This window comes from Okeania sp. SIO3B5, from assembly GCF_010692555.1.
Taxonomy (GTDB): domain Bacteria; phylum Cyanobacteriota; class Cyanobacteriia; order Cyanobacteriales; family Microcoleaceae; genus Okeania.
In genome coordinates, this window is the sequence record NZ_JAAHHG010000206.1 from 1 (window position 1) to 16,096 (window position 16,096).

At 39.4% G+C, this 16,096-nt stretch carries 7 protein-coding genes and 1 pseudogene; all 8 read right to left on the bottom strand.

Annotated elements, in window-relative coordinates; all coding sequences use genetic code 11:
* Positions 1 to 147: 147 nt before the first annotated feature.
* Positions 148 to 855, bottom strand: coding sequence for a phosphopantetheine-binding protein (locus F6K54_RS43860; RefSeq protein ID WP_375341998.1), 708 nt, complete (start codon positions 853 to 855; stop codon positions 148 to 150).
* A pseudogene (locus F6K54_RS23780) lies at positions 856 to 8,139 on the bottom strand (SDR family NAD(P)-dependent oxidoreductase); the annotation flags it as partial. It abuts the gene before it with no gap.
* 224 nt (positions 8,140 to 8,363) lie between these two features.
* Positions 8,364 to 10,634 carry a type I polyketide synthase gene (locus F6K54_RS23785; RefSeq protein ID WP_293082833.1) on the bottom strand — a complete coding sequence of 757 codons (2,271 nt, stop codon included), beginning with the start codon at positions 10,632 to 10,634 and terminating at the stop codon, positions 8,364 to 8,366.
* Between the two features lie 126 nt (positions 10,635 to 10,760).
* Entirely contained in the window at positions 10,761 to 10,922 is a 162-nt protein-coding gene (locus F6K54_RS23790; protein ID WP_293082836.1) for a hypothetical protein, read from the bottom strand.
* Positions 10,894 to 11,241 (bottom strand): IS200/IS605 family accessory protein TnpB-related protein, encoded by a 348-nt coding sequence (locus F6K54_RS23795; protein WP_293082839.1) that lies wholly within the window; start codon positions 11,239 to 11,241, stop codon positions 10,894 to 10,896. The genes F6K54_RS23790 and F6K54_RS23795 overlap by 29 nt, the downstream gene beginning before the upstream one ends.
* A 17-nt stretch (positions 11,242 to 11,258) precedes the next feature.
* Positions 11,259 to 11,468 (bottom strand): hypothetical protein, encoded by a 210-nt coding sequence (locus F6K54_RS23800; RefSeq protein WP_293082842.1) that lies wholly within the window; start codon positions 11,466 to 11,468, stop codon positions 11,259 to 11,261.
* A gap of 110 nt (positions 11,469 to 11,578) precedes the next feature.
* Positions 11,579 to 11,842 carry a hypothetical protein gene (locus tag F6K54_RS23805; RefSeq protein WP_293082845.1) on the bottom strand — a complete coding sequence of 88 codons (264 nt, stop codon included), beginning with the start codon at positions 11,840 to 11,842 and terminating at the stop codon, positions 11,579 to 11,581.
* 190 nt (positions 11,843 to 12,032) lie between these two features.
* Positions 12,033 to 15,293: a GNAT family N-acetyltransferase gene (locus F6K54_RS23810; RefSeq protein ID WP_293082847.1), complete on the bottom strand. Its 3,261-nt coding sequence runs from the start codon at positions 15,291 to 15,293 to the stop codon at positions 12,033 to 12,035.
* Positions 15,294 to 16,096 lie beyond the last annotated feature (803 nt).

Genomic DNA, 16,096 nt, shown 5'->3' on the forward strand with positions numbered 1-16,096 from the left:
CTTACTATAATATAAGACTTTGAGCTATTGGACACTTCCTGTGATTTGTAAATATGCCAGCGCACATTGCTATAGCTTTTTTTCCTCACCCCATCCCCCCATCACCCCATCACCCCATCTCCCCATCTCCCAAATAAGCTCTATATATCATAATTCAATTTCTTCTTCACCAGGTTTTAAGTCTTCTGACGGAGCTGTTTGTATATCAATTAACAAGCTACGAATGCCATCGACTCGTTCTGCAAGTTCAATAATTGTAGAACTTTGAAACACCATAGTGAGAGGAACATCAATTTCAAAGGTTTGGCGGATGCGAGATACTAATTGGGTAGCAAGTAGAGAATGACCTCCTAATTCAAAGAAATTATCTTCAATTCCCACAGGGGAAAGTTTCAGGACTTCCTCAAATATTTGTACCAGTTGATGTTCAGTTTGGGTACGCGGTTGTTGTTGTTGGCGAGCAGTCTTGCCAAAACTGGAATTCCCTCCAAAGAGTAGGTTAAGATTAATTTCCCCATTTTCCGTTAGAGGCATTTCTTCAAGTTGTACTCCTTCACAGTTAGTCAGGGTATCCAGACGATCGCGCACTTCTATATCTTGCCATGGATTAACTTGCCAATTTTGAGTTGGTGAGGTAAAATAAGCCGTCAACTGTTGTAAATTCTGACAGTTTGAGAGTAAATACTGGATGTAAGGCTTAGTTCGATCTAATCCAATTAAGCAATCGCCAGGTTTTTGACACAAGGTTGCTAAGAGAGAAGAAACTCCTTGAGAAGGGGCAATAGCAAAATATCCTTTGGCCTGACTGAGGTCTTTCATTTGATATCCTTTGCTCATTCCCGTTTCATCCCACATACTCCAAGACAAACAATAACTTTTGAGATTAGTATAGGTATTTTGATAATGACAAAAAGCTGTTTGAAAACTATTGGCTGCGGAATATGCACCCACGGTTGCTCCACCTAAGAACCCATTCACTGAAGCAAAGTGAATGAATAGACTGTCAGAGTTATTTTTCAGTAATTGATGTAATGCCCAAGTTCCTGATACTTTCGGAAGGAGCACTTCGGATATACTGGATTTTGTCTCTGATAATAGGGATTTTTCTTGTAACATCCCCGCTAGATGAATTATGCCATTCAGTTCACCTCCCCATTCACTTACTGTCTGAGAAACTAGATTTTGCAGTTCTTGTAAGTTACTAATATCTACATCCTGATAAACCAGTTCACCAGGTAATTGCTGCAACTGTTCGTATGCTTCTATCTTTTCTGGGTTGAGCAGCTATAAAGGAGTACGTCCGACTAATATTAATCGAGTTTGATACTGTTGCAAAAGATACTGAGCAAGTTGCACTCCTATCCCGCCAAGTCCACCACTGATTAGGTACACTCCTCCTGCTTGCAGCGGAACTTCTCGTTGACTTTCTGAAGCTAAATTTGCCGCCTCAAGACCGGAAATAAAGCGTTTTCCATTGCGATAGGCTATCTCCAAGTCTGGACAAGTTGTGCATAACTCTTGCCACAAATAAATTTTATTCTCATCTGCTTCATTCACAGGGAGATCGATGTGACGACAGCTCAATCCAGGAATTTCCTGTACTATTGTTTTCAGTAAACCCAAAACAGTCGTTTTTTCATAAGCAATTTTATCTGTGGGTTGTACTAATTGACTGTTATTAGCAACAGAGAATAACCGCACCGGATGTTCTGTTCCTTGAATTTTGTCTAGAGCTTGAATTAAATACAATAGACTATACAGCCCTCGAACTTGAGCCTGTTCTAAAAGCTCTAATTCAGTTATTTCTCCTGTATATTCTTGATATTGAACAAGATGTAAGATTTGACTAATTGGTTTTTCCCTAACCGATATAGATTCAAGAAGTTGTTGATAATGTTCTGGATTATCTAAAGCGATCGTATAGCTATCCTCACTAATTTTAGTAAACTCAGAAGCTGCAAAAACTTTGATACAGGATTGATGGTACTTAGTTAATTTTTCTGATAAGAAACTGCCTAACCCCAGAGAATCAAACAAGATTAATGAAATACCTGTCTGAGGCTGAAACTTGACAAATTCTACTTCTTTTTCACGCCAGACTTGCTGATAAAACCAATTAGGAATAGTATTGTGGTTTTCGAGTAATAGATCGACTTCTTTTAATATTGAGTTAAACCCTCCTGCTTCAAACTGCTGTTTCAATTGCGAACGCTGAATTTTACCAATAGCAGTTTTAGGAATTATCTTAGGTTCTACCGGAATTAAATAATCGGGATTAACCCCAATAGATTTTATTACTTGAGAGCGAATCTCTTTTAGAAGATTTATCTTTTCTAGCTCTGTCATCATTTTATAACTAAAAAAGATAGCTAATCGATCCGTATTTTCTTCACTCTGACGAACAACACAAGCCGCAGTATAAGAAACTTCTATCCCCTTCAATTCTTCAACGACACCTTCAATTTCATGGCTATAATAATTAATGCCATTAATAATAATGACATCTTTTTGTCTTCCAGTAATTGTTAATCGTCCCTCTTTGAGAAATCCTAAATCTCCTGTTTTAAACCAACCATCTTCTGTGAAAGCTTCTTGTTGCTTTTCAGGATCGTTATAATAACCACTGGTTAGTGTCAAACCTTGAATTTGAATCTGACCTATTTTTCCGGCTTCAATAGCTTGACGGAAAGTGGGTGCTTGTTCATATAGTTGTCTTCCCATATTTACATACTGGGAACCTTGGCCTGTAAATAGGAATGCTATTTTGGGACTTTCACTATTTGGTTGTCCTGAAAATACTCCTACTAATTCTGACTGAGTTTTCCACTCCAGCAGTTTCTCTCTTAATTCTGTAGGGGAAGAAGCGATCGCCCCTAGTCGATAATTAAACTGAGCGCGTCCACTGTTAGCTGTATAGCATACATCTGCTAGGGCTAATTCGGGATTAGTTTCTAGATAACTTTGATAATTACTGACTAAATCTTCTAGAGCTTTTTCTGTTTTCGCCGACAGAGTTAATAAATGCAACGGACGCTCTAGAGCGTCTTCACTTTTGCCTTTTGAATTTTGACTTCTGACTTCAATAGGAGCTTCTTCTAAAACTACATGAACATTAGTACCACTCATACCAAAAGAACTAACCCCCGCAACCCTTTTATCCCCTGATGACAACCAAGGAGTCAGTTGAGTCGGTACTTTCAAAGGCATATTTTCCCAATCAATATAAGGGTTAGGATTAGCAAAATGCAGATGAGGCGCAATTTCCTGATGTTGCAATTGCAAAATTACCTTAATTATACCTGCTATTCCTGCTGCAGCTTCTAGATGACCTATATTAGTTTTAACTGAACCGATATTTAAGAGATTTTCCCCTTCACGCCCCTCCTCAAACACCCTAGCTAAAGCTCTCACTTCCATAGGATCTCCCAAAGAAGTTCCTGTACCATGAGCCTCTACATAACTCACTTGATCGGGTTCTACTTTTGCTGCTTTCAGAGCTTTCTGAATCAGTTTTTCCTGAGCCAGTTTATTCGGTACTGTCATTCCGCTACTAGGCCCATCATGGTTAACAGCTGAACCACGAATTACTGCCGATATCCTGTCCCCATCCTTGAGTGCATCCGACAAACGCTTAAGTACCACAATGCCACATCCTTCTCCCCTACCATAACCATCAGCCGCAGCATCAAAAGTTTTACACTTGCCATCAGGTGCTAGAGCCTTTAATTTTGATAGTGCGGTTGTCACTTCAGGAGAGAGAATTAGTTGCACTCCTCCAGCTAAAGCTAGATTAGACTCACCTTGGCGTAGACTCTGACAAGCTTCATGGACAGCTACCAGAGATGATGAACAAGCTGTATCTATTGCTATTGATGGGCCTTGCAACCCTAAAAAGTAAGATAATCTACCTGCTACAAAACAAAATCCATTTCCTGTTGCATCGTAAGGGCTAATATCTTCCGCTCCTTGGCGGAAACCTAAATTAGCGTAATCATTTTGACCAATACCTAGGAACACTCCTGTCTGAGTATTTTCTAATTGTTGGGGGTTAATACTAGCTCTTTCTAAGGCTTCCCATGTTACTTCTAAAATCAAGCGTTGCTGTGGATCAAGGCGATGAGCTTCTCGATCGGAGATGCCAAAAAATCGTGGATCGAACTTATCTACTTTATCGATTAATGCTGCGTGACGGATATACATTTTACCTGGAGTCTCAGGATTGGGATCGTAGTAGAAATCTATATCCCAACGTTCTAGTGGAATCTCTGTAATGGAGTCTTCGCCATTGGATAACAATTCCCAGAAGCTTTCTGGTGTGTTAGCATTTCCCGGGAATCTACAGCCTATACCGATGATAGCGATCGCTTCAGTTTTTGAGCGCTCCATCATCAATTTGGTTTCTGTTTCTTCTTCTTCAGCAGATGGGTCAATTTCTATTGTCTTCCATCTCATTAATTCTTCTATATATAAGGACAATTTGGCAATGGTTGGATATTCGATGGCTATTGTCTCAGGTAACTTGGTTCCTAGTAGATTTTGCAGTCGATTTTTTAATTCTATTGTCATCAAAGAGTCCATTCCCATTTCCATAAAGCCTAAATTCACTTCTAGTAATTTAGATGAACTGAAACCTAGTACCTGAGCTACCTGCCTCCGAATGTATTCGGTTAAAATTTCTTGACGTTTCTCATTTGATGCTGCCTCTAGTTTGGCTAAAAATTCTGCATTTGTAGATGCAACCTTCAATTCTTGTGAAAGCTGGTACTGCTTAACTGGTGTCACTGGCTGACTTACTGCTAACTCCTCAAAAAATGGTATGTTTACATCAGCAGGCAGTGTTTGGAAAAGTTGAGACCAGTTCATAGGTACTACTCCCACTCCTACTGTAGGAGTACCTAATAGTAGTTCTAAAGCTTCCATTGCTTTCTCAGGTGACATAAAAACTAATCCCATTGCTTGGTTTTGTAACTTCTTAATTGTTCTCACCCGAGTTTCCAAACCAATTCCTAATATGAATCCCCAGTTAATTGTCATGGCCGGCAAGGACTGGGATTGCCGATAGTAGGCTAAAGTATGCTGAAAAGCATTGGCACTAGAATAATTACCTGCACCCCCTGTACCCAGAAAATAGGTTATAGACGAAAACATCACAAAAAAGTCCAAAGATTGGTTTTGACTCAAAACATGGAGATTCCAAGAACCTTCGATTTTGGGGGCCATCACCTTGATGAACTTTTGCCAACTATGGTGCTTCAGAATTGTATCATCTACAACCCCAGCACTATTAATTACTCCTTTCAACGGTGGCAGATTTTGTTCAATCTCAGACCAAACCTTACTTAGTGATTCCATATCAGACACATCTGCTTGTGCCACAATTACCTGAGCACCAGCTTGTTCTAATTCGCTCAACTGACTCTGAGTAGTCTCCTGAACTCCACTACGTCCTATTAATACTAAATGTCTCGCTCCCTTTTCTACCAACCAACGAGCTACAAGTAAGCCCACACCCCCTAGACCACCTGCAATTAAGTAGGTAGCTTCTTCACTAATAGTTAAGGGCTTATGAATAGTATCTTGGGTGTGGCGAGAACGCACCAACCTTGACACATAACGACTTCCTTGCCGGAATGCCACTTCATCTTCACTAGACTCTGAGTAAATTTCTGCCATCAGAGTTCTTGCTTGCTCTTGAACCTCTTGCTGCGGGTCTAAATCTAAACGCACACACTTTAGCTCAGGATGTTCTGAAGCAATTGTCTTTCCCATTCCACACAAAGAAGATTGAGCTACCCCTGATACAACAGGATTATTATCCGGTACTGCTTGCGCTCCTTGAGTAACTAACCAGAGGTGAGGGCAACGAGATAATTCTGTCTTGACCAATGCCTGCACTAACGACAAAGTCGTACCACATCCAATCTGGGATGCTGACGTTAATTCTTCCGTAGTCAAATTACCTTCTGGTGTTTCTAAACTCCAGCATTGAATCACTCCATACAAGGTTGCTGAGTGTGTTACCAACTGAGAAATAAGTTTTTGGAAATCTTCGGGGTTTTCAGGGTTAATCGTAAATTCTTCTGCCTCTATTTGTTGATATTCTTGCCCAGGTTTAACCAAAGTGCAGATTTCTCCTCGCGATCGCATTTGAGTTGCCAGATTTTCACCAACTCTTTGTCGATCTGCCAAAATTAACCAACTCTTGGGTTCGTCAGGTAAAGCTAGGGATGATGGGGTTGGTGAAGATTGAGCAATAATTACACTTTGCCCAAATTCTTCTTGGTGATTTCCCTCTATCTCTGGTAAAACAACTACTTCTGGAAAATTATTTTCTTTTAGGATTTGCTGCCATTGAGATGCCTCTAGTAGAGGATAGTTAGGTCGTAAATCAACATCTTGAAACCTCCACCATCCTTCTAATAGTCCAAATACTAAATCTAGGTACCTTTGACGAGATGTTGTTTCAAGTAACACTAAGATTCCTTCTGGCGCTAACAGTTGTCGAACATTTTCTAGAGTCTGCTGCAAAGATGTGGTAGCGTGCAGCACATTTGCTGCCACAATCAAATCATATTTATGAGATTCAAACCCCTGAGCTGTTGGATCTTTTTCTATATCTAGCTGTTGATAGCGCACAAACGGGTAATCCTGGAATTTTTCTTTGGCCTTGTTGATCAAAAAACTACCTAGATCGGTGAATACATATTCTGTTTGCAGAGGATTTAGACGGGGCAAAAGATAACTACTTGTTCCTCCAGTGCCAGCACCAATTTCTAATAACCTTACTCCTCTATCTTTAGGCAACTTTTCTAAAGCAGTTGATATCCCTTGCTGGACTACTGTATTCATTAATTGTGCTTCGGATAATTCCTCATACACTTGGGTAGTTGTTGTTAGATCGCCTTCTGGGAAAACCAACTGTAGTGGATCTACTTTTCCTCTCAGCACTGCACTTAGTTGAGAACCACACCGCTCTAGTAAGGTAAGTAACGCCTTGCCTTGAGGGTATTGATTTCGTAAGGCATCAATTTTAACCTGTGGATTTGTTCCCAGACTTTTAACGACTTGCCAATGTTCTGTTGTACCTTGCAAAATTCCTTCTTCTGCGAGGATTTCTAGCAGACGGTTAAACAGTTGTCGATGTTGCGATACGACCTCCAGGTTTTCGGCTAAAGATTCACTAGAAAAACTTTCTCCATCGGGGAACGACCAGTTTATTTCTACAAATGCCTGTATAATATAATCAAGGCTCAAGGCTTCTAACTGGCTGACAAATTGACTATTGGTCTTGAAATCAAATTCTGAGGCTAATTCAGATACTAGAGGACGCAGTTTCAGGTCTATTGCTACTGGACTCAATAAGTATTCCGGTGGCAGTTCCCGACTAAAACTAGGTTGCGATCGCCACTCTATTTCATATAACCAATTACTGAGTTTATCTGCTTCGTTCTCCATCAAAGCTTCCCTTGTGACTTGCTTTAGTTGCAAGCCTTCCATTACAGCAATTGTCTCTCCTTTGCTATTCAGAAGGGTGATTTTGCCACTTAAGCTGTAGCTGTCTGTGTTGTTGTTAAAAAGTTTTGCTACAGATTCCATTGCCCACAAATTGGTATCAGGATGATCATATACTGTCAAGCGTTCGATTGATACTGGCATATAAACAGTCTGACTTTCCTCTTCCTTGATAGCAGCAGTAATCACCTGCATACCGACATCTAAAAATACTGGATGTAGTTGGTAGTTTGTCAAATCTCCTACGAGTTCCTCTGGCAACTGAATTTCCCCCATAGCTTTGCCTTCCCCACACCACAACTGCTTAAGACATTGGAAACTGACACCGTAGTCAATGCCGCGAGTGTGAAATTTCTGGTAAATATCTGTTACTTCTATCTGTTGAGGAAAAGTTTCTTTCAAGGCTTCTAAGTTCGCGACAGTAGGTTCACTATCTCTTTCCTGCTCTCTAAGTTTTCCTTCTATGTGGAGTTTCCAACTAGGCTGTTGCTGATTGTATTCTTGATCTGTACTGAAAATCTGAAATTGGTACGTTTGATTTTCCAATGGGGTGAAAACTGTTTGAATTGTCTTGAGTTTCTCTTCATCTAAAACTAATGCTCTTTGAAGTACTACAGCGCTTTTCATTTGAGTAGACCACAAAATTATTTTTGGCGCTTAGAGTAGGGAGTAGGGAGTAGGGAGTAGGGAGTAGAAAAATGCTTTTGGGTTGCCCATACTAACTGTAGTCTATCCATGTGAAAAGCGCTATAAAAAAATAATCCTTTACAGCGGTTTTCATTTCAGTAGACCACAGTAGGGACATTGCATGCAACGTCCCTACTGGGTTTTGGTTATGACGATGTGGTTCATCAATTTGAAAAGCGCTGTAAGTTTTCTAGCACTAGTTTTTGAGAACTGAATAGAGTCACACCAGCAGCTAATATCATCTCTAAATAATCAGCAGCAGTAAATATGACTTGATCGAAGACTCGATGGTACTTCAAGTAGAATGGTTCAGAAGCACTCAGTTGGGATTCAAACTGGATTTGTTGCTGTTGAATTGCAGAGTAGAAGCGTTTACCGAGTAAGGGGTGATAACTTGTATCTCTTGAGAAAAATCGACTTTTATGATGTGTCTTATCTATCTCTACCCAATATCTTTCTCGTTGGAATGGATATGTGGGTAATGTTACCTTCTGACAAATATAGTCAGAGTAAAATCCTGACCAATCTATTTTTACTCCTTTTACATACAATTTTCCTAAGCTGGATAGTATTTGTTGCCATTCACCATTCAAAAGCGAAGCATCCTCTGGCCTCCCCCTTTCCAAGGAGGACGGGAGGGGGATTCCCGGACGCAATGATGGCAACCATTCTCCCACATCTTCTGTTACACATTGCCTGCCCATTCCTAATAATATTGGTTTAGGTCCGATTTCCAGGAATATTTCATATCCTTGCTCTTCCAGAGTTTTCATACTTTGGGCAAATCTTACTGGTTGACGCACATGACGTACCCAATATTGTGCAGTCGTTATTTCTGTATCTAATTCACCAGTAACATTTGATATTAGTGGTATTTTTGGTCGATTATAGGTGATTTTACTGGCTACTGCTTCAAATTCTGTTAACATTGGTTCCATCAATGGAGAATGAAAAGCATGAGAAACTTGCAATTGCTTAGTTTTAACTCCTATAGCTTCTAAGTTACTACAAATTGTTCCCATCGCTTCACTTTCACCAGAAATTACTATACTTTCTGGTCCATTGAACGCTGCTATTGTCACCCTAGAACTATATTCTCCTATAGCTTCTGTTACCACAGATTCTGATGCCCTTACTGACACCATCACACCACCAGGGGGTAACTGCTGCATTAACCGCCCCCGCATGGCAATTAATTTCAGACCATCTTCTAAACTAAATACTCCTGCCACACAAGCTGCCACATATTCTCCTACGCTGTGGCCCATGACTACATCTGGTTTAATCCCCCAGAATTCCCATAACTTGAACAAAGCATATTCAAGAGCAAACAGAGCAGGTTGAGTATAAGCAGTCTCAGCCAATAACGATTCACTATCTCCAAAAATCACGTCTAGCAGCGATCGCCCTAATTCTTCTCTCAATAAAGCATCACATCTTTCCAACTCCTGACGAAATAGGGGTTGTGTCTCATAAAGTTCACGTCCCATTCCCAGATATTGAGAACCTTGCCCTGTAAACAGAAAAGCTACTTTCACTGCTTCTTCTGTACTTTGACTCTCAATTTCCTCTATTCCAAACTCCAATAACTGCTCTACCATTTCTGCCACAGATTCTCCCACCACAGCCAAACGATGCTTTAAGTGCGCTCTACCTGTATTGGCACTAAAACTTACATCTGACAAAGCTAAATCAGAGTTCTCCTCTAGGAAATTAGCATACTTTTTCGCCAGTTCTAGCAAAGCTGATTCTGAATTAGCTGAAAGGGTAAGAATGTCTATCGGCCGTTCTATTTTTTGCTTTTGACTTTCTAGCCCAGCTTTCCCTTCTGCCTTTACTCCATACAGAGTCTCAGTATTTTTAAATGCAACTGGAGCCTCTTGCACAATAAGATGAGCATTTGTACCACTAAATCCAAATGAACTCACTCCTGCTAACCGAGGCTTAATAATCTCCTGGGTTATCCATTGTTTGTTCTCAGTCGGAATAACTAAGGGCATCTTCTCAACTCTAATCTCCGGATTAAGTTGCTGAAAATGTAAATGACGTGGAATCCTCTGATGTTGCATTGACAAAATTACTTTCATCAATCCCGCCATACCCGCAGCTGCTTCGGTATGCCCAATATTTGTCTTAACTGAACTCACTATCAATGGATTATTTAACTCTCGCCCTTCTCCATACACTGCTTCTAATGCCTTTAACTCCACTGGGTCCCCTAAAGCTGTGCCAGTGCCATGTGCTTCTATATATTGCACATCATCAGGTGATACTCGAGCCTCATCTAAAGTCTTTCTTAGCAAATCCGACTGAGCTTGCCTATTAGGAGCGGTTAACCCATTACTAGCTCCATCCTGGTTGATAGCACTTCCCCTGACAATCCCTAGAATTTTATCTCCATCTTCTATCGCTAAACTCAGAGGCTTTAGTACCACTACCGTACGAAAAAAACTGTAGAAAAATGAAACAGCCTTTATCTTGATATTGGATTAACCAACACTGGCGCTCTCGGCGCAGCTCACTATTCCCTCGGCACTAAATGCCTCTGGGAATTTCTTGTCTTATATCTGAATACTGCCATTGATGTCAGCATTTATCGCTTTACCTGTTGAACTTCTAAACAAACCACGTTTGACTCGTTTTCCCACATACAATTCATGCTTACAGGGCAATTCCAGGTCAAGTGCAGAAGTTTTACTGGTATAACAATCTTGCTGTTTCAATTACCTTGATTCCTGCCAATTGACATTTATAAGTTATCTGTTCAATTAGCTTGGAGTGAGGTATTTGGGTAAATTTTTGGTTGTTGATTTTGCCGATGTTTGCACTTTGTTTCCAATTATCATTTTTTCCAATTACTACAGTACCAATATTATTAGTCACTAAATAATTGACGACTAACTTGCTGGTGTTATGCAGGTAATTCTCCACAAAACGATTTCTACGATAACTCAATGCTTCAATATATCCGACTGGTTTTTCTGTTGCCTTTGAGATGACTTTGGTACTTGGCTTTACGCTTATTATACAGTTGATTGACACTTTTTAGTGGCTTCCCGTTAACCAGCAAAGGTTTCACACCAGGCTTGGCAAGTAGATAGAGCTACTAATCTATCAATACCTAAATCTATTCCTGCTACATATTTTGAGTTTATTTGTGCAACAGATTTTTTTTCATAGACTACTTCAATTACATAGCAACCAGTAGCAGGTACTATCCTGACTTCGATTACAGTATCCACAACTACAGGTATTTTGATATCACTCATGGATAAGTGACAAATACCATCTTTTAGACTTGCTCTATAGACTGATTATGCATGAATATATAACTACATTTCTACCTTTGGTTTTGTCCTTATACTTTGGTATTTTAGGTTTACCTAAAAACTTTTGTGGATATGCGTGACCATTCTTTGATCGCTTGAAAATAACCACGCCAAGTTGTCACCAAGCATTTTATTATTTGTTTTGATACTTTAGTTGGTAATGCTCTGTAAGCATCGCTATCTTTGGTGGCGTGGTACAGTCTAGTTAGTGAGAGACTTTTACCTGTTGTGAAAAAATGCTGACGACAGTGATAGTTTGCTAAGTTATACAGATTTTTTGACTTAAAAGCTAATTCATCACACACCCGCCACAAAGTTATGTGTTCGTCTAATTATATGTCTGTCAACAACAATCAATTGTGCACTAACCCTCAAATTTTGCTGTAGTCACGTGTGACTACTATCATGGTCAAAATCATTTATTGCCTAAATTTAGGCTTTTTATTAACTATTTAATATTACAATACTTTTCTACATTTGACAACTATTTTCTACAGTTTAAGTTTAACAGTTAATTACCCCACATCCTTCACTCCGGACATAACCATTTGCTGCTGCGTCAAAAGTTTTGCAACGTCCATCGGGAGAAAGCATACCTGCTTGGGAATAAGTTAGGCTCAATTCTGGAGAGAGGATCAGATTTACTCCTGCAGCTAAAGCTAGATTGCATTCCCCTTTCAACAAACTTTGAGCTGCTAGATGTATTGCTACTAAGGAACTTGAACAGGCAGTATCCACACACAGAGCTGGCCCTTGTACTCCCAAAAAATAAGCTAGACGACCTGCTGCTACTGATGATGAGTTACCTGTGCTAAAATAAGCTCCCAACTCATTTGGTTGATTTTGTTTGACCATTAATAGTTCGTAGTCATGAGAAATCATACCTACAAACACTCCTGTCTGTGTACCTACCAGTGAATCTGGAGCTATTCCTGCTCTTTCCAATGCCTGCCAACTTTCTTCCAGTAAGATACGATGTTGAGGATCTGTACCGCTCGCTTCTCGTGGAGACATACGAAACAATGGGGCATCAAAATAATCTACCTGGTCTAAAAAACCACCAAACCGACTTCCATTTTGCTCTTCTCCATTAAGCTCTAAATAATGGTCTATATCCCATCTAGTTGTTGGTACTTGTCCAATTGCATCTTTGCCCTCAGATAATAACTGCCAAAAATCTTCCGGGCTATTAACTCCTCCAGGAAATCTACAAGCCATACCAATAATTGCTACTCCTGACTCAGGCAGTACTTGGTTGCTATTAACTCCCTGCTCTACCTCTGAAATAGTTTGTCTACTAATCTTGAATTCCTGGGATCTTGCATCTGTTTTTACTACTAATTGTTTATCTGGTTTTGAAAGTAGGTTCAATTGCTGATTAAAATATCCCCCTAAAGCTGCTGCTGTGCCATAGTCGAAGAATATTGTTGAGTCTAATTTCTTTCCTAAACCTTTTTCTAATAAGCTTCTGAGTTCTAGTAAATCTAAAGAGTCTAAACCCATTTCTCTAATTGGGCGGTTGTATGAAAAAGCTGAACTCCGTTTTTTACCAAGTATTTTTTTAATTGAGTTTTCTATAAATACTGGAACATCCTTGACTTTTTCTACATCCACCTTTTGACTAGGAGACTCTACTTCTGTTTTCTTCTCTTCTAATTGCTCAGTTAGTTCATATTTAATCAGCACACCACTGCCTTGATTATCTGAATCCTCTGGCCTATAGTTGGGGACAATATCTACTATTGATGCACCTCCTCCTACATGAAACCTGAGTATGGGGTCTAATATTTCTCCTGTGTTATTGCATTTTTCTATATATTCTCTCATTGACATTTGAGGATTATTGTGATAATATCTGCAACGAGTTACTCCTGCAACCTCTTCTATACCTCCCTTTAAGGCTGCCCATTGTAGTGTGAACTTTCGTAACTGGTCTCCCCATCCCCTTCCTTGTATCTGAGGATGGATATTCAGACTCAAAAATTGCAGGACTTCTCCATCTGGTGTTCTCAGAGAGCCTAAATTCTTAAATTTTGATGATTTGAGGCTTTCCAGATTTTCTATCCTTTGTGTGTAAATTACCCCTACTACTTCTTTATCTACTTCTAATACTAAGTGGTTTTTGGGTGAGTCTTTAATTCGTTGCTCTATTAAACTCTGTGAACATTGCAAATGTGGCTCCCAGCATAGCTTCTCTAGATTCATTAAAGCGGAAATATCTTCTAGTTGTGGATGCCTAATTCTGTAGGTTCTCTTTTCAAAATTGTTTAACGTGATTCGGGTAAACGGAAATACTCTAGGATATTTGCGGAAAAATTGGGTCTTAGGAAATAAACCTACCTCTGCTGCTGCCATCAAGAACACATCTGCTTCTACTAAATGTTGCATTGAGAAAGCATGATAAGCATCAAAATGTAGAGATTCACTTTCATCTAAATATTTTTTAACTATTCCTGGTGTTAAACTGTGTACTTCTAAAAGCAATAATCCATGTCTAGTTACTATTGATGACCATCTTTCTAGATGTTCTACTAAACTTTGTACTGCTATGTGAGGCGGTATTAGTTTTCCTTCAGTATCTACATCTACTACTTGATAATCTAAGTGAGACCGTGTTTCTGCTTTTTCTATGTCTTGGGGAGCTATAAATGGTCTATCGTGGTCTAAAAATGAACGAATATGTAATACTTTTTCTGGCTCTATTCCTTGTGCTTTTAGTTGCTCTAATAATTTTTCTGGCGCTCCTATATCTCCTGGAATTAGTAGATGGGGAATTTCTGCTAAATTTTCACCTGTGACTTCTAGTGCTTCTTGATTGTAGTCTGCTCCTACCATGATGATAGGATATTCTGTTAAGACTTTTCCCCTAGCAGAGAATTGTTTGATGATTTTATATATTCGTTTAAGTAAAGTTCCATCCCCACAGCCCATATCTACTATATAGCTTGGTTGCTCTTCTATTGGCTGTTGGTTAAATATAGATATAATTATTTCATCTGTGTCGGCAAAAAACTTTTCGTGTTGAAAGCCACTGGCTACTACATTTAATGTTCTATCTAGATGTCTTTCGTTTTTTGTCTTGTCTCTTTCAAATACTTTCTGAGGATTTCCAAATAGTAATTCTTTCATCTGTGACAGCATAGGAGCATAAGAACCTGTTATTCCTAAGTTTAAGGATCTGTCACTCATAAATCTACCTATATCTGTTAAATATAGCCCTTCTGTTTTTTCTTCTGCCCATCCTAAATTGATGAATAATGTAGATAATTCTTGTTGGACTGAATCTGTTAATGTGTTGAATAATTTTTTTGATTCATCAAGTAAATTTTGTTTCTTGAGTTCTAACAGTAGGGGGATGACTAATACTCCATCTAATAAATCACTTAGTAATGAGTTTTCTGTGTCCCATCTACGACATGAAAGATTAATCCAACTGTTAATTCCTGCTTCTACTTCTCCTTTTAAATACAACTCAAATGGATATTTATATAAGCTCATCAGAGCTTTAGGGATGATTTGATGTTGTTGACTTTGTTCTGTTAGTATGTATGCCCCTGTTTGAGAGCGATACAGGAATGATAGTGATTCTAGCAGTCGCAGAGCTACCTTTAGATGTCCACTATTGGCTGCTAGATATTCTACTATTTCTTCAAATTTGAGTGATTTTTTCTGTGATAGTAACTCGAACACCCCCGCTTCTGAACAGGTACAAATTACTGGTACAGCTACAAACCCATGAGCATAACGATTTATCTTATCTAGCATTGATTTATCCTAATTTCATGTAAGTTGTGGTTTGATCTAATGGAAAAAAGTCAAATTAACAGGACTTACGCAAAGATGCTATATGTAGCGTAGTGGTTTGTGGCTACACTAGGGAGCGAAGTTAAATCCGTCATCAATGTGAACTATCCTTGTCTTATCATTGCTGATTTATAGACCTCTTTGTGCTAACCATTGCTTGATTAGGATCAGCACTTTTTCCAAGGATTCTTTGTCCCTTACAGTAACAATGAAGTCATCTGCATATCTTATGATGTCTAGCTTTGGCTTGATTTTTTTAACCCACATTCCGCTTCGTTGATCGGGGGGTTAAACAGATATCTAATTTAACCAATGAACGATTACTTGACATACTCCCCGGCGTAAACGCACGGGGATTCTCCTGAAACCAGGATTCTTGGTTTGCGCTCCGCAAGGCTACGCCAACAATGAGTCTACTTAAACTAAACACCTTACGGAATCTAGTCCAGAGATGGTTCTCACGCCTGCGCGTTCGCTCTATTGCCTCTTTCAGAGGAGCTGCGCTATCAAGAGCCTGTTCCCGTATGCCCTACGGTACAGTTTAAACCTAAAAAAATTGGTTCTCTGGTACTTGATGCTTAGAGCAATTCCTAAGCACAAGCATTCGGTGTGCATGCGCCCCCTAGCTCTAGTTTTCAAGGTGCAAACGCTACAAGGAACGGTAGCTATAGGTTTTTAGAGCGGTTGAATACCTTTCCGCTCTTTTAAGCATAACATAAAGTCCCCCTAAAAGGGGGAGGCTTTAAACCCAATTTTTCGGTAAT

What these genes read in the sequence shown, in the direction of transcription:
- F6K54_RS23800 (WP_293082842.1), bottom strand. Translation starts at nt 11,468, where the DNA reads ATGAGTGATATCAAAATACCTGTAGTTGTGGATACTGTAATCGAAGTC.
- F6K54_RS23810 (WP_293082847.1), bottom strand. Translation starts at nt 15,293, where the DNA reads ATGCTAGATAAGATAAATCGTTATGCTCATGGGTTTGTAGCTGTACCA.
- F6K54_RS43860 (WP_375341998.1), bottom strand. Translation starts at nt 855, where the DNA reads ATGTGGGATGAAACGGGAATGAGCAAAGGATATCAAATGAAAGACCTC.